Annotated in this window: 20 protein-coding genes; 13 read left to right on the plus strand and 7 right to left on the minus strand. The window is 73.0% G+C overall.

Going from position 1 to position 21,821, the window contains the following annotated elements; genetic code table 11:
- Positions 1 to 96: 96 nt before the first annotated feature.
- Together ACFXPX_RS38050 and ACFXPX_RS38055 are read right to left on the minus strand one after the other, a co-directional pair.
- Positions 97 to 474, minus strand: coding sequence for a WhiB family transcriptional regulator (locus ACFXPX_RS38050; RefSeq protein ID WP_375884878.1), 378 nt, complete (start codon positions 472 to 474; stop codon positions 97 to 99).
- 314 nt (positions 475 to 788) lie between these two features.
- Positions 789 to 1,619 (minus strand): DUF1707 domain-containing protein, encoded by an 831-nt coding sequence (locus ACFXPX_RS38055; RefSeq protein WP_375884646.1) that lies wholly within the window; start codon positions 1,617 to 1,619, stop codon positions 789 to 791.
- Positions 1,620 to 1,765: 146 nt separating this feature from the next.
- Here ACFXPX_RS38055 and ACFXPX_RS38060 point away from each other — a divergent pair, with 146 nt between their 5' ends.
- The 3 genes from ACFXPX_RS38060 (at position 1,766) to ACFXPX_RS38070 (ending at position 4,114) form a co-directional block, all read left to right on the plus strand.
- Positions 1,766 to 3,433, plus strand: coding sequence for a fumarate hydratase (locus ACFXPX_RS38060; protein ID WP_380589666.1), 1,668 nt, complete (start codon positions 1,766 to 1,768; stop codon positions 3,431 to 3,433).
- Between the two features lie 151 nt (positions 3,434 to 3,584).
- Entirely contained in the window at positions 3,585 to 3,857 is a 273-nt protein-coding gene (locus tag ACFXPX_RS38065; protein WP_380527840.1) for a type II toxin-antitoxin system Phd/YefM family antitoxin, read from the plus strand.
- Complete coding sequence (locus ACFXPX_RS38070; RefSeq protein ID WP_380527837.1) at positions 3,854 to 4,114, plus strand: Txe/YoeB family addiction module toxin; 261 nt, start codon at positions 3,854 to 3,856, stop codon at positions 4,112 to 4,114. Before ACFXPX_RS38065 ends, ACFXPX_RS38070 begins: the two co-directional genes overlap by 4 nt.
- Positions 4,115 to 4,146: 32 nt before the next feature.
- Here ACFXPX_RS38070 and ACFXPX_RS38075 read toward each other — a convergent pair whose 3' ends face one another.
- Positions 4,147 to 4,905 carry a GntR family transcriptional regulator gene (locus tag ACFXPX_RS38075; RefSeq protein ID WP_375884641.1) on the minus strand — a complete coding sequence of 253 codons (759 nt, stop codon included), beginning with the start codon at positions 4,903 to 4,905 and terminating at the stop codon, positions 4,147 to 4,149.
- Positions 4,906 to 5,039: 134 nt separating this feature from the next.
- On the opposite strand from ACFXPX_RS38075, the gene ACFXPX_RS38080 reads away from it, so the two are divergent.
- Positions 5,040 to 5,258 carry a hypothetical protein gene (locus ACFXPX_RS38080; RefSeq protein ID WP_375884638.1) on the plus strand — a complete coding sequence of 73 codons (219 nt, stop codon included), beginning with the start codon at positions 5,040 to 5,042 and terminating at the stop codon, positions 5,256 to 5,258.
- Between the two features lie 237 nt (positions 5,259 to 5,495).
- On the opposite strand, the gene ACFXPX_RS38085 is transcribed toward ACFXPX_RS38080, so the two are convergent.
- Positions 5,496 to 5,780 (minus strand): hypothetical protein, encoded by a 285-nt coding sequence (locus tag ACFXPX_RS38085; RefSeq protein WP_380527835.1) that lies wholly within the window; start codon positions 5,778 to 5,780, stop codon positions 5,496 to 5,498.
- Positions 5,781 to 5,994: 214 nt separating this feature from the next.
- Between ACFXPX_RS38085 and ACFXPX_RS38090 the strand changes: the two genes are divergently transcribed.
- The 3 genes from ACFXPX_RS38090 to ACFXPX_RS38100 all read left to right on the plus strand — a co-directional run bounded on the left by ACFXPX_RS38090 (position 5,995) and on the right by ACFXPX_RS38100 (position 12,170).
- On the plus strand, positions 5,995 to 8,958 hold the full coding sequence (locus tag ACFXPX_RS38090) for a BTAD domain-containing putative transcriptional regulator (protein WP_380527833.1): 2,964 nt from the start codon (positions 5,995 to 5,997) through the stop codon (positions 8,956 to 8,958).
- 567 nt (positions 8,959 to 9,525) lie between these two features.
- The gene (locus tag ACFXPX_RS38095) at positions 9,526 to 10,224 is read left to right on the plus strand and encodes a class I SAM-dependent methyltransferase (protein ID WP_375884876.1); all 699 of its coding nucleotides are present in this window, start codon (positions 9,526 to 9,528) and stop codon (positions 10,222 to 10,224) included.
- 68 nt (positions 10,225 to 10,292) lie between these two features.
- On the plus strand, positions 10,293 to 12,170 hold the full coding sequence (locus ACFXPX_RS38100; protein WP_375884632.1) for a SpoIIE family protein phosphatase: 1,878 nt from the start codon (positions 10,293 to 10,295) through the stop codon (positions 12,168 to 12,170).
- Positions 12,171 to 12,235: 65 nt separating this feature from the next.
- Here ACFXPX_RS38100 and ACFXPX_RS38105 read toward each other — a convergent pair whose 3' ends face one another.
- Positions 12,236 to 14,425 carry an MMPL family transporter gene (locus ACFXPX_RS38105; protein ID WP_380644681.1) on the minus strand — a complete coding sequence of 730 codons (2,190 nt, stop codon included), beginning with the start codon at positions 14,423 to 14,425 and terminating at the stop codon, positions 12,236 to 12,238.
- 167 nt (positions 14,426 to 14,592) lie between these two features.
- On the opposite strand from ACFXPX_RS38105, the gene ACFXPX_RS38110 reads away from it, so the two are divergent.
- On the plus strand, positions 14,593 to 15,216 hold the full coding sequence (locus ACFXPX_RS38110; RefSeq protein ID WP_380644682.1) for a TetR/AcrR family transcriptional regulator: 624 nt from the start codon (positions 14,593 to 14,595) through the stop codon (positions 15,214 to 15,216).
- Between the two features lie 33 nt (positions 15,217 to 15,249).
- On the opposite strand, the gene ACFXPX_RS38115 is transcribed toward ACFXPX_RS38110, so the two are convergent.
- Entirely contained in the window at positions 15,250 to 16,206 is a 957-nt protein-coding gene (locus tag ACFXPX_RS38115; RefSeq protein WP_375884623.1) for a LysR substrate-binding domain-containing protein, read from the minus strand.
- Positions 16,207 to 16,398: 192 nt separating this feature from the next.
- Here ACFXPX_RS38115 and ACFXPX_RS38120 point away from each other — a divergent pair, with 192 nt between their 5' ends.
- The 5 genes from ACFXPX_RS38120 (at position 16,399) to ACFXPX_RS38140 (ending at position 19,949) form a co-directional block, all read left to right on the plus strand.
- Positions 16,399 to 16,950: a peroxiredoxin gene (locus ACFXPX_RS38120; RefSeq protein WP_375884621.1), complete on the plus strand. Its 552-nt coding sequence runs from the start codon at positions 16,399 to 16,401 to the stop codon at positions 16,948 to 16,950.
- Positions 16,951 to 16,953: 3 nt separating this feature from the next.
- The gene (locus tag ACFXPX_RS38125) at positions 16,954 to 17,496 is read left to right on the plus strand and encodes an alkyl hydroperoxide reductase (protein ID WP_375884619.1); all 543 of its coding nucleotides are present in this window, start codon (positions 16,954 to 16,956) and stop codon (positions 17,494 to 17,496) included.
- A 129-nt stretch (positions 17,497 to 17,625) separates the two neighbouring features.
- On the plus strand, positions 17,626 to 17,979 hold the full coding sequence (locus ACFXPX_RS38130; protein WP_380644683.1) for a hypothetical protein: 354 nt from the start codon (positions 17,626 to 17,628) through the stop codon (positions 17,977 to 17,979).
- 13 nt (positions 17,980 to 17,992) lie between these two features.
- Positions 17,993 to 19,597, plus strand: a complete 1,605-nt coding sequence (locus tag ACFXPX_RS38135) for an alpha/beta hydrolase (RefSeq protein ID WP_380644684.1) — start codon at positions 17,993 to 17,995, stop codon at positions 19,595 to 19,597.
- Positions 19,590 to 19,949, plus strand: a complete 360-nt coding sequence (locus ACFXPX_RS38140) for a hypothetical protein (protein ID WP_380527825.1) — start codon at positions 19,590 to 19,592, stop codon at positions 19,947 to 19,949. Before ACFXPX_RS38135 ends, ACFXPX_RS38140 begins: the two co-directional genes overlap by 8 nt.
- Here the strand turns inward: ACFXPX_RS38140 and ACFXPX_RS38145 are convergent.
- Positions 19,931 to 21,433 carry an AI-2E family transporter gene (locus tag ACFXPX_RS38145; RefSeq protein ID WP_375884611.1) on the minus strand — a complete coding sequence of 501 codons (1,503 nt, stop codon included), beginning with the start codon at positions 21,431 to 21,433 and terminating at the stop codon, positions 19,931 to 19,933. The genes ACFXPX_RS38140 and ACFXPX_RS38145 overlap by 19 nt on opposite strands.
- Positions 21,434 to 21,821: the final 388 nt, after the last annotated feature.

Consider the following 21,821-nt stretch of genomic DNA (forward strand, 5'->3'; position numbering starts at 1 on the left):
GGGATCCCCCCTCCGCCGGGGCCGCGCGGCGTACCGGTCCCGCTCGTCGCCGCGGCGGTCGCGCGGCGACCGCGGCCGCGAGTCTTCGGCCCGCCGTCAACCCGCTATCCGGCGCCCGGCCGTGGCCACCCGGGCCGCCTCGCGCAGCTCCGCGTCCCGGCGGCGGCGCCGGGCCAGCACCACCCGCCGCTCGGCGGCCGTCAGCCCGCCCCAGACCCCGTACGGCTCCGGCTGGGCGAGGGCGTGCTCGCGACACTCCAGCAGCACCGGGCAGCGAGCGCACACCTGCTTGGCCTGCTCCTCCCGCGACAGCCGGGCCGCCGTCGGCTCCTTCGAGGGCGCGAAGAACAGCCCCACCTCGTCCCGCCGACAGGCCGCACCGGTGTGCCACGGATTGTCCTCACCCGCGGCCTGACCCGCCGTACCGCTCGGGGGCTGCGGCTGCGGAGGGACGGCCGGACGGCGCTCCAGCAACTGGGCGGCGGCGACTGGCGAGGTGGTGCGGGACTCGATCGGATGCAGCACGGCCGTACTCCTGACGAGGCTCTCGGACACGGGGAACCTCGCTCCCCTGCCCGGCTGCGAGCCCCCGCTGTCCAACGCCCGGGGCGGCCGCTGGGCCGCCTCCGGTGCACAGCCGTACAAGAAGCGATGTGCGGAAGGAACTACCCCGTCCGGCCGCGATTCATGCACACTGCACGCAATCGACTACGGAGTGCACCGGGCACAACGCCGAGTGCCCGACCGGGAGTTGATCCCCGACCGGGCACTCGGCAGGTCGATTCGGGCTATTCCGTCCCGAGTTGCTTGCGCACCCACTCCTTGATCTTCTTGCCCCGGCGCGGCTTGGCCTCGCAACCGCCGAACAGGGCAAGGCCCTTGACCCTCACGACCGGAGCGTACGGGTCCGCCGCGGTCTGCTCCCGGACGTCGAAACCGCCGAAGATGCCCACCCCGGAACCGAGCAGGGTCACGTTCTCCGGCACCCGGATGTCGACCCCGCCGAAGACCGCCGTCACCGTGATCTCCACCTCGGGGGACTCGAAGACGGCGTCGGTGAGGTCGATCTCCACCCCGCCGAACGCGGTGAAGGCCGTCAGGTGCGAGCCCACCCGCCAGCGGCCCTTGCGGGAGGCACCGCCGAAGATCGCCACCACCGACGGCGCCTCGTGCCGCGCCGGCGGCAGCGGCCTGGCGGGCGCGGGGGCCGGTGCCTCGGCGCCCAGCGGCGGCTTGTCGAAGGACACCGAACGGTGCGCGGGCAGGTCCCTGGTCAGCGGGACCAGGTCGCCGAAGGTCTTGGCGGCGTACGCGGCCCCGATCCGCTCGGCGTGCTCCTCCGCGTCCAGCCGCCCCTCGGCGTAGGCGTCCCGCAGCAGCTCCGCGATCCGCTCGCGGTCGGCGTCCGAGACCCGCATGTCCGCGTCCGCCACCGGGGCGTGCGACGTCCGCGGGGCGGCCGCCGGGGCGGGCACCGCTGCGGCCACCGGGGCGGGCACCGCGGCGGGCCGCGACTCGGGTTCGGGCTTGGTCAGGGGAACGGGCGCCGACACCGGCGGCTGCCCCGGAACGTCCTGCGACGGCGAGTTCTCCGGCGTGTTGTCCGGCGTGTTGTTCACGGGCCAAGCCTAGTCGCTCGCACTCCTGGCCGAGTGAGCCCCGTCACGCAAGGCTGACCTGTCCGCATGCGTCCCGCGGCCGGGTCCTACCCTGGATGGTGCTTCGCCGACGCAGCCGGACCACTGGACCCCTAAGGACCGCCCCGATGGCTCCCACGCCAGACTTCGAGTACAGCGACCTGCTCCCCCTGGGCGCTGACCCGACCCCGTACCGCAAGCTCACCTCCGAGGGTGTCTCCACCTTCGAGGCCGGCGGCCGCACCTTCCTCCAGGTCGAGCCCGAGGCGCTGCGCCTGCTCACCGCCGAGGCGATGCACGACATCTCGCACTACCTGCGCCCCGCCCACCTCGCCCAGCTGCGCCGCATCCTGGACGACCCGGAGGCCAGCCCGAACGACCGCTTCGTCGCGCTCGACCTGCTCAAGAACGTCAACATCTCGGCCGGCGGCATCCTGCCGATGTGCCAGGACACCGGCACCGCCATCGTCATGGGCAAGCGCGGCCAGAACGTGCTCACCCCCGGCGCCGACGAGTCCGCCATCGCGCGCGGCGTGTACGACGCGTACACCAAGCTCAACCTGCGCTACTCCCAGATGGCCCCGGTGACCATGTGGGACGAGAAGAACACCGGCAACAACCTGCCGGCCCAGATCGAGCTGTACGCCACCGACGGCGACGCGTACAAGTTCCTCTTCATGGCCAAGGGCGGCGGCTCGGCCAACAAGTCGTACCTGTACCAGGAGACCAAGGCCATCCTGAACGAGGCCAGCATGCTCTCGTTCCTGGAGCAGAAGATCCGCTCCCTCGGCACCGCCGCCTGCCCGCCGTACCACCTGGCCATCGTGATCGGCGGCACCAGCGCCGAGTTCGCGCTCAAGACCGCCAAGTACGCCTCGGCGCACTACCTGGACAACCTGCCGACCGAGGGCAACGCCAGGACCGGGCACGGCTTCCGCGACCTGGAGCTGGAGGCCAAGGTCACCGAGCTGACCCAGAAGATCGGCATCGGCGCCCAGTTCGGCGGCAAGTACTTCTGCCACGACGTCCGCGTGGTCCGCCTCCCCCGCCACGGCGCCTCGCTGCCCGTCGCGATGGCCGTCTCCTGCTCCGCCGACCGCCAGGCGCTCGGCAAGATCACCGCCGAGGGCGTCTTCCTGGAGCAGCTGGAGACCGACCCGGCGAAGTACCTGCCGGACACCACCGACGAGCACCTCGACGACGACGTGGTGCGCATCGACCTCGACCAGCCGATGCCCGCGATCCGCGCCGAGCTGTCGAAGTACCCGGTCAAGACCCGGCTCTCGCTCACCGGCACGCTCGTCGTCGCCCGCGACATCGCCCACGCCAAGATCAAGGAGCGCCTGGACGCCGGCGAGGGCATGCCCAAGTACCTCCAGGACCACCCGGTCTACTACGCCGGCCCGGCCAAGACCCCCGAGGGCTACGCCTCCGGCTCCTTCGGCCCCACCACGGCCGGCCGGATGGACTCCTACGTCGACCAGTTCCAGGCCGCCGGCGGCTCCATGGTCATGCTCGCCAAGGGCAACCGCAGCAAGCAGGTCACCGACGCCTGCGCCGCCCACGGCGGCTTCTACCTCGGCTCCATCGGCGGCCCGGCCGCCCGCCTCGCCCAGGACTGCATCAAGAAGGTCGAGGTGCTGGAGTACGCCGAGCTCGGCATGGAGGCCGTCTGGCGCATCGAGGTCGAGGACTTCCCGGCCTTCATCGTCGTCGACGACAAGGGCAACGACTTCTTCCGCGAGACCACCGAGGGCCCGCTGATCACCAACCTGCGGATCCGCTCCAAGGAGTAACCCCCGGCGGAACACCCCCGCACACCCCCGAACCGCCCCGGCCGCCCTCGCGCCCGGGGCGGTTCCGCATGGTCACAATGCCTTGGCCGGTGGTACGGAAACCTCGTACCATGGCAGTACCACGTTCCGGTACGAGCTCGGAGGCTTGACCATGGCGATCAGTGCGAGCGAGGCGCGCACCCAGTTGTTCCCGCTGATCAAGAAGGTCAACGACGACCACGCCCCGATAAGAATCACCTCCAAGAGCGGGGACGCGGTCCTCATGTCCGCCGAGGACTACGACGCCTGGCAGGAGACGATCTACCTTCTGCGTTCCCCCGCCAACGCCCAGCGGCTCATGGCGGCAGTCGCCCGCGACAGGAGCGGCGCCTCCGACCTCACCAGGACGCCGGAGGAACTGGAAGCTCTGGCAGGTGAGGTGTGAGGAGTGTCCACTTCGACCCGGACGCCTGGGAGGACTTCCTCTTCCGGCTCGGTTCGAACCGGAAGATGGCTCAGCGGATCGCCCGTCTGGTCGGTGAGATCCAGCGCGACCCCTTCGCCGGAATCGGCAAACCCGAACCGTTGAAGGGCGATCTGGCGGGCTACTGGTCACGCCGGATCGACGACGAACACCGCCTGGTGTACCGCGCCGACGAGAAGGAAGTGAAGATCCTCAAGGCCCGCTACCACTACCAGTAGCAGAAGCCGTCCCGGCTCGCCTCCGGCGGGGCTCAGGCGTCGAAGTCGTACTCCAGGACGTAGGAGGCGGCGTCGAGGATCATCTCGTTGAGTTCGACGACCTGGCCCTCGTCGGCGAAGGCGGTGCGGCAGATCAGGATCACCGGGGTGCCGGCGGAGAGTTCGAGGCGGGTGGCCTCCTCGGCGGCGGGCATCCGGGAGCGGACCTCCTCGCGGAAGTGCACGGGCTTGGCGCCGATCTCGGCCAGCCGGGCGTAGGTGCCGCCGGGGCCGGTGTCCTCGCGGGTGATCGCGGTGCCGGCGACCAGGACGGCCGGCAGGTAGGAGGTGGAGAGCAGCACCGGCTTGCCGTCCAGGACGAAGCGGCGGTGGCGCACGCACATCGGGACGCCCGGCTCCACCCCGAGCACCCGGGCCACGTGCTCGGGCGCGCCCTGCTCGGTGACCGAGACCTGGTCGACCACCAGGCTGCGGTTGTCGATGTCCGCGGACCATATCGACCGGCCGGAGCCCCACTGCCCCTGCGCCAGCCGCTGGATGCCGCGCCGGCGCAGCGGCCGGAAGTCCCGGACGAACACCCCGGACCCCTTGCGGGCCTCCGCGATGCCCTCGCTCTGCAGCACGCCGAGCGCCTGACGGGCCGTCATCCGGGCCACGCCGTACTCGTCCATCAGGTCGTTCTCGCCGGGCAGCCGGTCCCCCGCGCCGTAGCGGCCGCCGTCGATGGCAGCCTTGAGGGAGTCGGCGATCCGCTGGTACTTGGGCTGTTTGTCGCCACTGCTGCCGGTCATCGCGCTCCCTCTCCCTCGGACAATCCTAGGCGCGCCCGCGGCCGCCGGTAAGGAGATACGACCGTTGACATCTCTAGAGATATTAGCTTCTCTAGAGATGCTGGCCAGTCGCGACAGAGCGAAGGAGCGGTGAGGTGAGCACCCGACAGCGCAACGCCAAGGCCTACCGGCCACAGGTGGGTGACCTCGTCCTCGACCGGAGGACCGGACGCACCGGTATCTACATGGGAACCATCGGCGGCGAGCACTACCTGCGCCCCGAGCACGGCGGCCGCGAATGGACGGCCGAACCGAACCACGTCTCACCCGCCCCCGAGCCCCGCGATTCGGCTGAATGCGATCAGCCCCGGTAATTGCGGCAAAATCCACGCAAACCACGGCATTCGGACCCGGGTAATCCCCCCGGTGAATCCGGAATTCCGGAACGCCCGGGGCCCGCCGCCGGGCACGTTACGGATAACGGCGGTCACCATGCGTGCATCGAGGGCGGGAATCGGCCACCCGATGGACCCGCACACGAATTGGCACGCACAGAACCAGAAGTGCCCCCGCGCCCGAACGGGGACGCGGGGGCACCGGGCGAGGGCCGCTTACGGGTGGCCACCCACGATGTTCAGCGGCTCGCGCGGCTTGCCCGGGTCGCCGGTGGTCTGCGGAGCGGGCTCCGTCACGTACTCGCCCTCGTCACCGAACGGTCCGTTCTCGAACGCGGTCTTGTCGGCGTCGGTCGGTGCGGTGTACGCGCCTCCGTTCGAGGACGCGGTCACAGCACCCTCGACGGCCTTGCCCGCCTCCACAGCAGTGGCCGGGGCCTCGGTCGTCGTCCCGTTCGCGGGCGTCGCCGGCGCCTGGGCAGCGCTCTGGTCGTTGGCCATTGAGTGGCCGCCTTTCGGTCATCAAATGTGTCCTGCCCGACCTCCGTGGCGCGGGCGCGGGGACAGTATCGTAGGGTTGATTAAATGTCCGATAAACACCGCGCGACTTGCGGTGCCGTCCGGCAGAGTCGGGCGTCCGCCTAAGCTGAGCCACCGCGGCGGACCGCCGAGCGCCCTTTCACGGAATCAACACGACAGGCCATCGGGGGACTTCATGGAGTTTCGGGAGACGCCGCAGGCACCTGCGCTGCGCTTCCAAGTCCTCGGTCCGGTCCAGGCCTGGCTCGACGGCAAACCCCTCTCCCTCGGCTCCCCCCAGCAGCAGGCCGTCCTCACGACCCTCCTGCTGCACTCCGGACGCCCGGTCACGACGCAGGACCTGGTCGACGCCCTCTGGGGCGACCGGCCCCCGACCCAGGCCGTGGCCGCGCTCCGCACGTACGTCTCGCGCCTGCGCTCCGTCATCGAGCCGCAGCGGGAGGTGCGCCGCCCCGCCGAACTGCTGGTCTCCGTCGCCGACGGGTACGCCCTGCGCATCCCGGGCGAGGCCCTCGACCTCTCGGTCTTCGAGCGGCTCTCCGCCGAGGCCGCGACCGCCCGTACCTCGGGCGACAAGCGCGAGGCCCACCGACTGCTGGCCCAGGCGCTGGACCTGTTCAGCGGCCGTCCGCTGACCGGAATCCCCGGTCCGTACGCCGACGCCCAGCGGCTCCGGCTGGCCGAACGCCAGGCGGCCGCCGCCGAGGAACTGTGCGCCGCCGCCCTCGACATCGGCCTGCACGCCGAGATCGTCGTCGAGCTCAACAACCTGACGGCCGAGCACCCGCTGCGCGAACGGCTGCGCGAGCTGCTGATGCTGGCGCTCTACCGCTGCGGCCGGCAGGCCGAGGCGCTCGGCGTCTACACCGACACCCGCAAGCTGCTGATCGAGGAACTCGGCGTCGAACCGGGCGTCGGCCTGTCGTCGATGCACAACCGCATCCTCGCCGCCGACCCGACACTCACCCTGCCGGCGGTTCCGCTCTCCGTCGCCCGCGAGGACGGCCTGGCCGCACCTCCGGCTCCGGCTCAACTCCCGGCCGACGTCTCGGACTTCAGCGGCCGCTCGAAGCTGGTGGGCGACCTCTCGACGGTCCTGATGAACGCCACCGGCCAGGCCGTGGTGGTGACCTCGCTGGCCGGGATCGGCGGTGTCGGGAAGACCACCCTCGCCGTCCACGTCGCCCATCGGGTCCGCACCGAGTTCCCGGACGGGCAGCTCTACGTCGACCTGCGCGGGGCCGGCGCCTCGCCCGCCGATCCGGTGGTCGTCCTCGGCGACTTCCTGCACGCACTCGGCGTCACCGAGAGCCCCGACGCCCTCGAACAGCGCGCCGCGCTCTACCGCTCGCTGCTCGCCAGCCGGCGGATGCTGATCCTGCTCGACAACGCGCGCGACGCCGAGCAGATCCGGCCGCTCATCCCCGGAGTCTCCGGCTGCGCGGTGCTCGCGACCAGCCGCTCCCGGCTGGCCGGAATCCCGGGCGCCCAGCTGTTCGACGTGGAGGAGCTGACGCCCGGCGAGGCGCTCGCGCTCTTCTCGGCCATCGTCGGCGAACACCGGGTCGCCGCCGAGCCCGAGGCCGCCATGAAGGTGGTCACCGCCTGCGGCTTCCTGCCGCTGGCCGTCCGCATCGCCGCCGCCCGGCTGGCCAGTCGGCCGCGCTGGAGCGTCTCCGACCTGGCCACTCGGTTAGCCGACCAGCGACGACGACTCGACGAACTCCAGCTCGGCAACCTCGCCGTGGAGACCACCATCGGGCTCGGCTACGGACAGCTGTCCGTGGACGAGGCCCGCGCCTTTCGGCTCCTCGCCCTGATCGACTCGCCCGACATCCCACTGGCGGCCGCCGCGGCGCTGCTCGGCGTGGACGAGTACACCGCCGAGGACCTCGCCGAAGCCCTCGTCGAAGCGAACATGCTGGAGTGCTTCGCTCCCGGCCGCTACCGCTACCACGACCTGCTCCGGCTCTACGCCCAGCGGAAGAACGAGCGGATCGGGGACACCAGGGAGCAGGAGCAGGCGGTACTGCGGCTGCTCGACCTGCTGATCCCGACCGTCCGCAACGCCGCCCGGGCCATCGAACCCGACGACACGGAGCCGGAGCTGCTGACCACGCCCACCTCTCCGGGGATCGGCCTGCCGAACAGCGGCTCCGCACAGGACTGGCTGCGGACCGAGGGCGCCGTGCTGCTCAATGCCATGGCAGCGGCGGCGAACGGGCCCATCGCCTTGCAGCACGCGGCGATCGACCTGCTGATCCTGATGTACGGCCTCGGCCCGGACCCGACCCACGGCCCACAGGGCCGACAGATCCTGGAGACCGTCCGCCACGAGGCGGAGCTCCGCAACGACCGTGCCGTCCTCGCCCGGGTGCACCTCGCCCTGGGCACCCTGCAGTCCGCCACCAGCGATTTCCAGGGGGCCGAGCAGTCGTTCCGGCGGAGCCTCGACCACCAGGCGCCCGAGGTCCCGACCGTCCTGCTCCTGGCCACCGCCAACATGCTGGGCGTGATCCTGAGCGTGGGCAACCGTCCGGCCGAGGCCCTGCCGTTCCTGGAGCAGGCCAGGACGACCAGCCAGGCCGTCGGCGCCCCGAAGGCGGAGGCGCGGATCGTCAGCAACATGGCCCGGGCCCAGCACCGGCTCGGGATGACCGAGACCGCGATCAAGTCCGCCGGTGAGGGTGTGTCCGCGGCACGGGAGTCGAAGAACGACCCGCTGCTCGCCCAGACCCTCTACCAGCTCGGCGTGGTCCTCCCCGGCGCCGAGGCCGTCCCGCACCTGCGGGAGGCCCACCAGCTCTACCAGTCCCAGCGCAACGCGCTCTGGGAGGGCTACACCCTGGCCCGCCTGGCGTCAGCCCTGCTCGTCGCGGACCAGCACACCGAGGCCGCCGAGGCCGCCGGTGGCTCCCTCGCGATCGCCCAGGAGCTGGACTCCGCCTACTGTCAGGGCCTGGCCAACGCCGCGCTCGGCGAGGCCCTGCTCGCCCTCGCCCAGCCGGCCCGCGGGCTCGCCTGTCTGCAGGAGGCGCACGCGATCTTCACGCGGCTCGGTGTGCCGGAGGCCTCCCCCGTGGCGGACCTCATCTCCCGACAGCACACCGAGCCCTTCTCTTCTCCCCCCGCGCCGTGAGGCCTCCGCTCCCCCGCGGAGCACCTCCCCCGATCCGCGCGTCGGCGCTCCCGCAGCCCCCCGGCTGCGGGAGCGCCCTCAACGCTTCCCCGGCGCTGGTCCCTACTGTGCACCTCGCCGATTGACGTTCGATAAACGTCCGATTGTCAGCCTGCGGATCGGTGAAACCGCAGGTCAGTGGCGTCCGCCCCGGCGCGCTGTGAGGCGTGCGGGGCCGGTCGCACCACCCGGCCCGCACCCCCGTGCTTCCGCGGACCCGTCCCACATCGGCCCAAGCATGACGAGTTGGCCGGAAAGGGACCCCATGGCGCAGTGATCACGCATATTCTCAGATGCCAGTACGCACACGAGTGTCTGCCGGCAACGTGTCGGGGTGCAGGCCGTCTGTGTGATGCGGGGAGCGTGACGTACCGCCACCGGCAGCGGCCCAGGAGGCTGCGGAGGAGCCGACCGGAGGCCACGGGTGGAAGGGTGCCTCTCAACGTGACGACCGGACAGATATCCGACGCGTTCCCGGTCGGCGAGGACGCCGGCGACGACGGGCCGGGCGGCCCGGACGGCCCCGACGTGCGGCGACGCCGGGCGGCCCGGGCCCTGCAGGCGGTCGCCTTCGACACCATCGGTGCCGGATACGGCGAGGCCTTCCCCGCCAAGGACGGCCAGCTGGAGTGCGGGCGGCGGCTGCTCGCGGAGCTGGAACCCGGCGCCCGGGTGCTGGACGTGGGCTGCGGCACCGGCGAGCCGACCGTGGGCCAGCTGACCGCCGGCGGGCTGCGGGTGACCGGGATAGACCTCTCGGACGTGATGCTGACGCTGGCCCGCCGGGCTCGGATCGAGGGAGCGCACCCGGCCGAGTTCCACCGCATCGACCTGTACGATCTGGCCACCGAGCGCGCCGACCGGGTGTGGGGCGTGCCCGCGCTGGGGTCGGCGGGCCGCGGCACCTTCGCCGCCGTCACCGCGTTCTTCTCACTGATCCTGCTGCCGCAGGACGAGATCCCGACCGTGCTCGGCCGGCTGCGCGAACTCCTGCGGCCGGGCGGACTGCTGGTGCTCGGTATGGTCGAGGCGGACCTGGATCACGTTCCGCTTCCGTTCCTTGGCAGAGAGCTGCGGATCAGTGGGTATCTGAGGGAGGATCTGGAGCGGGTTCTGGTCGCGGCCGGTTTCGCCGTCGAGGAGTGCTCGGGGCATCCGTACGCGCCGGCCAGTACCACGCTGCCGCCGGAGGAACAGCTGTTCCTGTGCTGTCGACGCGTCGGCTGACCGACCAGAGGACCAGAACAGCTCACCGTCCAGACCTCCCGACCACACCGAATCCAGGACAGGCAGCCGTGCGCGACCAGCTCAAGACCGAGGCGGAGCAGCCGCCCGCCGTCCCGGGTCAGCGCGTCCGGATCCCGGCCCGGCCGGACGAACCGGTCAGGGCCGTGGCCCCGGCGAAGCCTCCGACGGCGCGGCCGGACCGCACCGGGGCGGCGGACGGGCTGGCGGACCGCCTCGCCTACCTCGACGCGGCGACCCGGCGGATCAACAGCGCCCTCGACCTGGCCGCGACCCTGCGCAACATCGGCCGGGTGCTGGTCCCGACCCTCGCCGACGCCGCCGTCGTCCACCTGCGCGACCCGCTGCCCAACGTGGAGCGCGAGCCCGGCTTCCCCGAGGAGCTGCGGATCCACCACAGCACCGGCACCCGGATCGGCCGCCGCGGCCGCAAGAGCGGCGCGGACGACCGGCACCGCTCGCGCTTCGGCTCCCGCTCGACCGCGGACACCGGCCCGGCCACCCCGGTCACCCGGGGCGGCGCGCTGGCGCACATCCTGCTGAGCCGCCGCCCCGCCGAGTCGGCCGTCCTGGGCACGCCCGCCGCCGAGCGCACCGAGGCGCTGCTGCGCGAGGTGTACGGCCCCCGCGGGCTGGCCCGGCTGGCGGCCGGCACCTCGGTGGTGGCCCTGCCGCTGCGCGGCCGCAAGGCCGTCCTCGGTCTGCTGGTGCTGATCCGCCGGCCCCCTGAACGCACCGGCCGGCCGGCCTTCGACGCGGCGGACACCGCGACCGCCGCGCACCTGGCGACCCAGGCGGGGCTGGCGGTGGACACCGCGCTGCGGTACGCCCGCGAGTGGGAGATAGCCAACGAACTCCAGCGCAGCATGCTGCCGTTGCGGCTGCCGCAGTCGCACGGCGTCCGGCTCGCCCAGCGCTACCTGCCCGGCGAGCGCGGCGCCCAGGTCGGCGGCGACTGGTACGACGCGGTGCCGCTGCCCGGCAACCGGGTCGCCCTGATCGTCGGCGACGTGATGGGCCACTCGCTCACCTCGGCCGCCATCATGGGCCAACTCCGCACCAGCGCGCAGACCTTGGCCGCCCTCGACCTGCCGCCGCACGAGGTGCTCTACCACCTGGACGAACAGGCCCAGCGGCTCGGCCGCGAACAGCACCTGGCCACCTGCGTGTACGCGGTGTACGACCCGATCGCCAACCGGGTCGTGCTGGCCAACGCCGGGCACGTCCCGCCGGTGCTGGTCCGCCCGGACGGCACGGCCGAGTTGGTGGAGCTGGACTCCGGGGCGCCGATCGGGGTCGGCGGGGTGGACTTCAACTCGGTCGAGCTGCCCGCGCCGCCCGGATCGGCGCTGCTGCTGTTCACCGACGGCCTGGTGGAGACCCGCACCCGCCCGCTCAGCGACGGCCTGGAGGTGCTCCGCGCACGGATCGCGGCCGCCCGCTGGCAGTCCCCCGAGCAGTTGTGCCAGGAGGCGCTGCGGATCCTGCCGCCCGGGGACCGCGGCGACGACATCGCCCTGCTGGGCGCCTGCTTCGACGGCATCCCGGCCGGGGACGTCGCCCACTGGTACCTGCAGCCGCGCAACGAGACGCCGGGCCGGGCCCGCCGGCTGGCCGCGCACACGCTGCGCCGCTGGGGGCTGGACGAGCTGAGCGAGGCGACCGAGCTGATGGTCAGCGAGCTGGTGACCAACGCCGTCCAGCACGCGACCCGCCCGGTCACCCTGAGCCTGGTGCGCACCACCCGGCTGCGCTGCGAGGTCGGCGACGACAGCCCGCTGCTGCCGCGGCCGCGCCGTACCGGTCCGGAGGACGAACGCGGGCGCGGGCTCCAGATAGTGGCCCGGTGCGCGGACCGCTGGGGCGCCACCCGGCTGGGCACCGGCAAGGTGGTCTGGTTCGAGCAGCGGCTGCCCGCCGCGACGTGACGACGGCCGCCGGGACGTGACGGTGCCCGCCGGGACGTCGGATCCCGCCGGGCACCGCCGGGCCGTCAGACCCCCGCGGGCTCCTTCGCCGACCGGCGCTCCCCCTCCAGCCGGGCGATCAGCTGCTCGCCCTCCATGTCGACCTTCGGCACGACCTTCTCCAGTCGCTTCGGGAACCACCAGGCCGCCTTGCCGAACAGCGCCATCGCCGCCGGCACCAGGGCCATCCGCACCACGAAGGCGTCCACCAGCACGCCCACCGCGAGGGCGAAGCCGATCGGCTGGACGATCGGGTCGTGCCCGAACACGAAGGCCCCGAACACCGAGACCATGATCAGCGCGGCCGCCGTCACCACCCGGGCGCCGCCCTTCACGCCGCCGACGACCGCCTCGCGCGGCGCCTTGCCGTGGACGTACTGCTCCTTCATCCCGGAGACCAGGAACAGCTCGTAGTCCATCGCCAGCCCGAACAGCACGCCGATCAGCAGGATCGGCACGAAGCTGACCACCGGGCCGACCTTGGGCACGTCGATCAGGCCGTCCAGCCAGCCCCACTGGTAGACCGCGACCACCGCGCCGAGCGAGGCCAGGATGCTGAGCAGGAAGCCCAGCACCGCCTTGAGCGGCACCAGCACCGAGCGGAAGGCCAGCGCCAGCAGCACCAGGGCGATGCCGACGATCACCGCGACGAACGGCGGCAGGGCCTGGCCGAGCTTGGTGGAGACGTCGATGTTGGCGGCGGTGGTGCCGGTGACGGCGATGCTCGCGCCGGTCGCGGCCCGGATGCCGTCGCGCTGGTCGCGGATCTCGTTCACCAGTGCCCGGGTGTCCTGGTGGTCCGGGCCGGTCCTCGGGATCACCGGCACCAGGGCGGTGCCGCTGCCCGTGTCGACCTTCGGGGGCAGCAGGGTCTGCACGCCCTTCAAGCCCTGGAGCCGACCCGCCACCTCCTGGACGGCCTGCTCGAGGCGCGGTGCGCCGTGGGCGTCGACGACCACCACCAGCGGCGCGTTGAAGCCCGGGCCGAAGCCGTCGCCGACCAGGTCGTACGCCTTGCGGGCGTCCGTTCCGACGGCCTGTGAGCCGCCGCCCGGCAGGCCGAGGTCCAGGCTCGCGGCGGGCACCGCCATGGCGCCCAGTCCGGCCAGGCCGACCAGCAGCACGGGCAGCGGGCGGCGGACCACGAAGCGGGCCCAGCGCTCGCCGAGGGTGACCGTGCCGTGGGTGGTGAGCGCCCGCTTCCAGACCGGCAGCCGGTCGATCGCGCGGCCGGTGAAGCCGAGCACCGCGGGCAGCAGGGTGATCGCGACCAGGACGGCCACCACGACGGCGCCGGAGGCGGCCAGGCCCATCACCGTCAGGAACGGGACGCCGGCCACGGCCAGTCCGGCGAGCGCCACGACCACGGTCAGCCCGGCGAAGACGACGGCGCTGCCGGCGGTCGCGGTGGCCCGGGCCGCGGACTCCTCGGGCTCCAGGCCCTCGGCCAGGTGGCGGCGGTGGCGGAACAGGATGAAGAGGGCGTAGTCGATGCCGACCGCGAGGCCGACCATCAGGGCCAGCACCGGCGCGGTGGTGATGATCTCGAACGAGCCGGTCAGCGCCAGCAGCCCGGCCATCGCGACGGCGACGCCGACCAGCGCGGTCAGCAGCGGCAGCCCGGCCGCGACCAGGGTGCCGAGGGTGATCACCAGCACCAGCCCGGCCACCACCAGGCCGACCGCCTCGGAGCCGCCCTCGATCTGGGCGAACCTGTTGTACGCGTCGCCGCCGAAGGCCACCTCCAGCCCGGCCGCGCGGGCGGGCTCGGCGGCGGCCCGGACGGCGTCCCGCTGCTGGTCGGTGACCTCGGCGAGCTTGTGGTCGAAGGAGACCAGCGCGATCGCGACCCTGCCGTCCGGGGAGACCGCGCCGGTGGCGTACGGGTCGGGCACCGCGGCCACGCCGGGGACGTGGGCGATCCGGGTGACGGCCTCGCCGACCGCCCTGCCCGCCTCGGGCGAGGCCATGCCGCCGGGCGCCGGGGCGGCGAAGACCACCTGGGCGGAGCCGTGGCCCTGCTCGGGGAAGGTGTCCTTGATCCGGTCCAGGGTGGCCTGGGCCTCGGTGCCGGGGACCTTGAACTCGTCGCTGGTGCTGCCCGCGAGGGCGCCCGCGGCCCCGCCCACGGCGATCAGCAGCGCGACCCAGACGGCCAGCACGGCGCGCCTTCTCCGGAAGCAGTAACGGCCCAGTCGGTACAGGTACGTGGCCAAGGTCTGACCCCTCGCGGTGCGGTCGGCGGACGGACGGGCGCCCGGCGGGTGCCCGGGCGACCCCTCCCACGGTAGACCCAAGTTTGTCGGGTGACAAAGTTGACCGACCCAATCGACCGACACGGTTGTCCGACACAGTTGCCCGCCCATGGCGCTACCCTGGCTGGATGGCTCATGTCCCCGCCTCCGAACGCCGACCGCAGCTGGTCCGGGCCGCGATCGACCTGATGACCCGGGAAGGGGTCTCCGCCGGCAGCACCCGCGCGATCGCGGCGGAGCTGGGCGTGGCACAGGCGACGGTGCACTACACCTTCGGCACCAAGAAGGACCTCTACCGGGCCGTCGTCGAGGAGGTCGCCGCCCAGTTCATCGACCAGGTGCGCGCCGCCTCACCCGGTGACGGGCCGTTCGGCGACCAGGTCCGCACCCTGGTCCACGCCCTCTGGGAGGCCGCCACCGGCGAGGACGGGCGCTGCGTCCTGCTCAGCGAGTTCGAGACGCTGGCGATGCGCGACCCGGACGTCCGGGAGATCATGCTCGGCCTCCAGCACGCCATGGAGTGCACCGCCACCGAGATGCTCGCCGCCCTCGCCACCGCCCACGGACTGACCCTGGCGCTGCCCGCCGACCGGATCGCCGCCCACTTCCTCACCGGCTTCGACGGCCTGACGGCCCGCCACCTGATCCGGAGCCTGCCCGGCGAGCCGCCCGCCCCGGAGACCCTGGAGGCGCTGGACCTGCTGGTGACGACCACGGTCGGCCTCTGCCTCGGCGCACCGGCGGTGCGCTGACGCCTCAGGGCGCACCGGCGGCGCACTGACGCCTCAGGGCGCGTCGACGATCCGGACCGGCAGCTCGGCCAGCACCTCGCGCAGCGCCGCACCGAAGCGCTCGTACTCGGCGCTGCGGGCCGACCCCGGCCGGGTGGCCAGCCCGATCCGGCGGCCGGGCGCCGGGGCGGCGAACCGTACGGCGGCCAGCCGGTCGGTGCGACCGGCCTCGACGTCCAGCGCGGTGGCCGGCAGCAGCGTCACCCCGAGCCCCCCGGCGACGAGTTGGACCAGGGTGGACAGGCCCGCCGCGCGAGTGGTGGAGCCGGCCGGGTCGGCACCGACCTCGCGGCAGATGTCGAGGGCCTGGTCGCGCAGGCAGTGGCCCTCCTCCAGCAGCAGCACGTCCAGGTCGAGCAGCACGTCGCGCGGCACGTCGACCCGCCCGGCGAGCGGATGCCCGGGCGGGGTGACCAGGACGAAGTCCTCGTCGAACAGCGGGATCTCCCGGGTCGGCGAGGAGCCGCCGGCCGGGAGCGCGAGCAGCAGGACGTCCAGCCGCCCGGCGGCCAGGCCCTCCAGCAACGAGGGGGTGCGCTCCTCGTGGACGTGCAGCTCCAGCTCCGGGAAGCGGTCGCGGACCAGCCGCAGCACGGTGGGCAGCAGGTACGGGGCGACGGTCGGGATCACCCCGAGGTGCAGCGGTCCGGTGAACGGACGGCGGGCGGCGTCGACCTCCTCGGTGAGGGCCTGCAAGGAGGCGAGCACCCGGCGCGCGTGCCCGTGCACACGCTCCCCCAGGGGAGTGACGATCACCTTGCGCGTCGTACGCTCGACCAGCTGCGCGCCCAGCGACTCCTCCAGCGCCGCGACCGCCCCGGACAGGGCCGGCTGACTGGTCCCGGTGGCGGCGGCGGCCTCCCGGAAGTGCCGGTGCTCCGCCACCGCGACGAAGGCCTTGAGCTGGGCGACCGTCGGCGTGCGCGGGCTGCGGACTGTGGCGCTCCCCACAGCCGCCTCGGGTTTGGCGGCGGCGGCCCTGCGGCGGGCGGGCCGGGAGGGGGGTGGTTCAGTACTGATAGCAATCTCCGATCAGACACATCAAGTGTAGCTATTTCTCTGATCAGTCCACGATGTGGAATCGTGGGTCCTGTCCGGAATCCGGACAAAACTCCCCGCAGTCTCATCCCAGGAGAAGCGAACGTGCTCACGATCGGCGACAAGTTCCCCGAGTTCGACCTCAAGGCCTGTGTCGACCTGGATGCCGCGAGCGCCTTCGCCGACATCGACCACAAGACCTACGAGGGCAAGTGGAAGATCGTCTTCTTCTGGCCGATGGACTTCACCTTCGTCTGCCCGACCGAGATCGCCGCGTTCGGCAAGCTGAACGACGAGTTCGCCGACCGTGACGCCCAGATCCTCGGCGTCTCCGGCGACTCCGAGTTCGTGCACCACGCCTGGCGCAAGGACCACAAGGACCTGCGCGACCTGCCCTTCCCGATGCTGGCCGACATCAAGCACGAGCTGATGCGCGCCTGCGGCGTCGAGGGCGAGGACGGCACCGCCCAGCGCGCCGTGTTCATCGTCGACCCGAACAACGAGATCCAGTTCGTCATGGTCACCGCCGGCTCCGTCGGCCGTAACCCCAAGGAGGTCCTGCGGGTGCTGGACGCCCTGCAGACCGACGAGCTGTGCCCGTGCAACTGGACCAAGGGCGAGGACACCCTCGACGCCCAGGCCCTCCTGGCGGGCTGACCCATGGCCCTCGACGACCTGAAGGCCGCCCTTCCGGACTACGCCAAGGACCTCAAGCTCAACCTGGGCTCGGTCATCGGCAACTCCGACCTCCCCGCCCAGCAGCTCTGGGGCACCGTGCTGTCCTGCGCGATGGCCACCCGCAGCCCCGCCGTGCTGCGCGAGCTGGAGCCCGAGGCCAAGGCCAACCTCTCCCCGGAGGCGTACACCGCCGCCAAGGGCGCGGCCGCGATCATGGGGATGAACAACGTCTACTACCGGACGCTGCACCTGCTCTCCGACAAGGAGTACAGCACGATGCGGGCCGGTCTGCGGATGAACATCATCGGCACCCCGGGCGTCGAGAAGATCGACTTCGAACTCTGGTGCTTCGCCGTCTCCGCCATCAACGGCTGCGGCCAGTGCCTCGACTCCCACGAGGCCGTGCTGCGCAAGGCCGGCGTCGACCGTGAGGTCATCCAGGCCTCGATGAAGATCGCCGCCGTCCTCCAGGCCGTGGCCGGCGTCCTCGACTCCGAGGCCGCCCTCGCCGCCGTCAACGCCTGAACCACCCGCACCACCCGAGGGGCCCCTCTGCACGGAGGGGCCCCTCGGCGTTTCCGGCGCCCGGCGGGCCCAACTCGGCTACAGTGCAAGGCGATCCGTACACAACCCACGGTCCGGAGGGGAACCGAGGTGTCCGACCACGCGGAGTACTGCGGAGGCTTCCAGCTCGATGCCGGGCTGCTCCGCCAAGCCGCCGGAAGGGCCGTCGAGACGGCGGCCCCGATCCCGGGCCAGACCGAGGTCGTGCTCGACTCGACCCGGCAGGCCGTCGCCGGCCTGTCCGGACTCCGGTGCGCCGCCGCGCTCGACGGCTGCACAGGCGCCTGGCACTCCCTCCTGAACGACCTCCACGCCAGGATGAGCCGCCACGGCCGGCACCTCGAAACAGCCGCCCTCGGCTACCGGGACACCGACCACCGGGCCGCCACCGGGTTCGACCCCACGGCCGCACAACGGCACAACTTCGTCCAGCACTTCGGGTAGCGGGGCCGACGGCATGGACCTCGCCACACTGCGCGACACCGACTTCGGCCTGCTCCACGGCACCGCCGACGCGTACGAGCGCCTGCACGGCGAGTTCGACCGGCACCTGGAGAACTGGCGCACCGGGGTCGACCGGCGCGTCGCCGCCGGATGGACCGGCCCCGCCGCCGACACGGCGACACCGGCCCTCCGGCTCACCACCGACGAGTTGGCGGCCGCCCGGACCGAGCTCGACCGGATCGGCAAGACCCTCCGGGCCGGGGCGGACGCCCTCGTCCTCGCCCAGTCGGCCCTCCGCAAGGCCCTGGAGGACGTACGGAGCGCCGACATGACGGTCGACGAGCACGGCGCGGTCACCTGGCGGGCCCCGTCCACCGCCGAGCGGCACGACCCCGACCACCGGAAGGCCCGCGACCGGACCGCCGGAGCCCTCGCCGGCCGCATCGCCACCGCCCTCACCGAGGCCGACACCGTCGACCGGGCCCTCACCGCCCGGCTCCGGCACTACGCCACCCGCGCCCGGGACGGCACCGGCCTCGACCCGGCCGCGGCGGGCCGGGACCGACTCGACCCGACGCTGGCCCCGCGCGACCTGCTGTCCGGCGCCGTCCCCGGCCCCGGCGCCCCGCCCACCGAGGTCAACGCCTGGTGGAACGGCCTCCCCGCCGACCGGCAGCAGTGGATCGTCGCCGAGTACCCGGAACTCGTCGGCAACCGCGACGGCATCCCCGCGGCCGCCCGCGACCGGGCCAACCGGATCCTCCTGCACCGGTACATCGAGGAGTACGCGCGCAACGGATCCCCGGCCACCGGGCAGCACCGACGGAAACTCGAAGGCTTCCGGAGGATCGGCGAGCGGCTGCTGGAATCAGCGGGGCAGGAGCCCCCGGTGTTCCTGCTCGGCATCGGCGACGAAGGGCAGGGGCGCGGCATCCTGTCGTTCGGCGACCCCGACACCGCCGACGACGTCACCTCCCTGGTCGGCGGCCTGGGCACCGACCTCCAACGCATCGGCGGCGGCGACGCGGACCGGGCGAAAGCCGTGTACGACGCGGCCCAGCGCGCCGACCCGACCCGCAGCACCGCGTCCATCGCCTGGCTGGGGTACGACGCGCCGCTCAGCTTCCCGGAGGCCGGCGACCTGAGCCGCGCGCAGGGCGGCGTCGACGCCTACCGCAGGTTCCTCGAGGGGCAGCGCGTCACCCACCAGGGCGCTCCGGCCCACGTCACGGCCGAGGGCCACAGCTTCGGTTCGCTGCTGGTCGGCCTCGCCGCGCGGAAACCGGCCGGGATCGCGGCCGACGACGTCATCCTGGTCGGCAGCCCCGGCACCGACGCCTTCCACGCCTCCGAGTTCTCCGTCGGGGCCGACCACACCTACGTCGGCGCCGCCTCCTGGGACCACATCTCGCACCTGGGCTGGTTCACCAGGGATCCGGCGAGCGTCGACTTCGGCGCCCACCGCTTCGCCGTGGACGGCGGGTCCCCCGACTTCACCGCGCACTCGTCCTACTGGGACGACGGCCCCGGCGACGACCGCACCTCGGTCGACAACATCGGTCGGATCGTCAGCGGCCACGGCAGCCGGATCACCCCGGCGGCCGGACGTCATGACTGACCCCCGCCCCGGCGCCCCACTGGAGCCACGGTCCGGCGGGGGCTGCTGGACGGTCCTGGTCACCGTCCTCTGGGCAGTGGTCTGCCTCGTCGCGGTGGTCTGGACGGCGTTCGCCGCCGAGGACCCGCCCTGGCACGGGTACTACGGACTGCTGTGGGTGGTGGGGCTGCCCTGGAGCGGTCCGGTGCTCGGGGCCGTGCTGACCCGCAGGGCGCTGCGGCACGGTGCGCCGGGCCGGTGGCACTGGGCCGCGCGGGAGGCCGGGATCGCGACCGGCGCGGTGCTGGGGCTGGCGGCCGTGGCGGTCGGCACCGCCGTCCTGTCCGCCCTCGGTCAGTCGGCGGCCGGCTGAGTCGCCGCCGGCCGGGTGGCGGCCGTGCGTTCGGCGGCCTCGCGGGCGGCTTCGAGGGCGGTGAAGACGGCCTGGCCGGCCTCGTTGCGGCGGCGCAGGTGGCCGACCACGGTGTTGGTGACGGCGATCAGCGGGACGGCCACGACCGCGCCGCCGATGCCGCCGATGATGCCGCCGGCCGCGACGCCGAGGACCACGCCGAGCGGGTGGACCCGGACGGCGCGGCCGAGGATGAGCGGCTGGAGGATGTGGCTCTCCACCTGCATCACCGCGATCAGGACGACCAGCACCATCAGCGCCGTCCACGGCCCCTGGGTGACCAGGGCGATCAGGACGGCGACGGTGCCGGTGACGAGGGCGCCGACCAGCGGGACGAAGGCGCCCAGGAAGATGATCACGGCCAGCGGCATGGCCAGCGGCACGCCCAGCAGGTCGACGCCGATGCCGATGCAGAGCGCGTCGATGAAGGCCACGCAGACGGTGCCGCGCACGTACGCGGTGAGCGTGGTCCAGGCCTTGGGCCCGGCTCCGGCCATCGCGAAGCGGGACTGCCGGGGCAGGCCGCGCAGCGCCCAGTTCCAGATCCTGGAGCCGTCGTAGAGGAAGAAGAAGGTGGTGAAGAAGGTCATCAGCAGCGCGGTCAGGATCTCGACGGCGATCTGCGCGCCGGTGATCGAGGCCGAGGTGAGCTGGTCGGTGTTGGTGGTGATGGCCTTGGTGATCTGGTTGGCGAAGTCGGTGATCTGCTGCTGGGTCAGGTGCAGCGGGCCGGTGATCATCCAGTCCCGGAGCTGGTTGACGCCGGTCTTCACCTGGTTGGTGACGTCGGGCAGGTTGGTGGACACCTGCCAGACCACGAACCAGCCGACCAGCCCGATCCCTGCCAGACCGCTGAGGAAGACCCCGCCGGCCGCGAGCGAGCGCGGCACCCCGCGCCGGCGCAGCCAGGAGACCGAGGGCTCCAGCAGCGCGGTGATCAGCAGCGAGGCCAGCACCGAGAAGGCGACCAGCCGCAGCATGTCGACGACGTAGAAGAGGACGTAGAGCGCGGCGCCGAGCAGCAGCAGCCGCCAGGTCGACTCGGCGGCGACCCGCAGTCCCCACGGCACCGCCTCGGCGGGGGTGGCGGGCCGGCCGGGGTGGTACTCGCGGCCGAGTCCGGTGTGCGCGGGGGGTGCGGTCGGCGCGGCGGGCGCGGCCGCCGCGGGCGTGGTCGCGGGAGCGGGGGCCTCGGCGGCGGCCTCCGCGACGGCCCCGGCGTCGGCCTCGGGCGCCACCCGGGCGGCGAGCGGCGCGGCCGTCGGCGCGGGGTCGGTGCGCGGCACCGGGACGGGGCCGGGCGCCTCGGCGAGGGCCGGTACGGGGAGTTCGTGCGGATCGGCCGCCATCGCGGCGCGCCGGCGCCGTTCGATCACGGCGGCCGCGCTCGCCACCACGGCCATGCCCTTGGCCACGGCCTTGAAGGCCTTTCCGCCCCGCGCCATCCTCGCTACCACCGCTTCCCTGCCGGACCCGCCGAGCCCGGCGGTAACGCCGTGGGTCGCACCACGGCCGTCAGGGATGACGCTACCCGGCGGGGGCGGGGCGAGTCCGCCCGCCGTGGGGTTCGGCTTCGACCACTTCACTTCACGAAGCCGGACAAAACGCCAGGTTTCAGGTGGTTTCACCCAGGCGCGACGGGGGAGGACTTCGAACGGGACGCCGAGTCGTCCCATCAGGCCGACCGGTGCCGTGGAGCCGGTCGTCCGGATCGCTTCCATCGAGCCAACCGCCGGCGGACCGGCCGGTGCGGGGAGCTACCAGGACCCCTCCCCGCGCCCCGCGTCCGCACCAGGACCGCACCGCCCGTGGGCGCCTTGGTCAGCGCAGCCC

The sequence above is a fragment of the Kitasatospora sp. NPDC059146 genome (genome assembly GCF_042786665.1).
In the GTDB taxonomy this organism is placed as follows: Bacteria; Actinomycetota; Actinomycetes; order Streptomycetales; family Streptomycetaceae; genus Kitasatospora.

Excerpts from the sequence above, each read along its gene's own strand:
- ACFXPX_RS38140 (WP_380527825.1), top strand. The coding sequence starts at position 19,590 with ATGACTGACCCCCGCCCCGGCGCCCCACTGGAGCCACGGTCCGGCGGG.
- ACFXPX_RS38060 (WP_380589666.1), top strand. The coding sequence starts at position 1,766 with ATGGCTCCCACGCCAGACTTCGAGTACAGCGACCTGCTCCCCCTGGGC.
- ACFXPX_RS38090 (WP_380527833.1), top strand. The coding sequence starts at position 5,995 with ATGGAGTTTCGGGAGACGCCGCAGGCACCTGCGCTGCGCTTCCAAGTC.
- ACFXPX_RS38125 (WP_375884619.1), top strand. The coding sequence starts at position 16,954 with ATGGCCCTCGACGACCTGAAGGCCGCCCTTCCGGACTACGCCAAGGAC.
- ACFXPX_RS38065 (WP_380527840.1), top strand. The coding sequence starts at position 3,585 with ATGGCGATCAGTGCGAGCGAGGCGCGCACCCAGTTGTTCCCGCTGATC.
- ACFXPX_RS38085 (WP_380527835.1), bottom strand. The coding sequence starts at position 5,780 with ATGGCCAACGACCAGAGCGCTGCCCAGGCGCCGGCGACGCCCGCGAAC.
- ACFXPX_RS38135 (WP_380644684.1), top strand. The coding sequence starts at position 17,993 with ATGGACCTCGCCACACTGCGCGACACCGACTTCGGCCTGCTCCACGGC.
- ACFXPX_RS38145 (WP_375884611.1), bottom strand. The coding sequence starts at position 21,433 with ATGGCGCGGGGCGGAAAGGCCTTCAAGGCCGTGGCCAAGGGCATGGCC.
- ACFXPX_RS38075 (WP_375884641.1), bottom strand. The coding sequence starts at position 4,905 with ATGACCGGCAGCAGTGGCGACAAACAGCCCAAGTACCAGCGGATCGCC.
- ACFXPX_RS38110 (WP_380644682.1), top strand. The coding sequence starts at position 14,593 with ATGGCTCATGTCCCCGCCTCCGAACGCCGACCGCAGCTGGTCCGGGCC.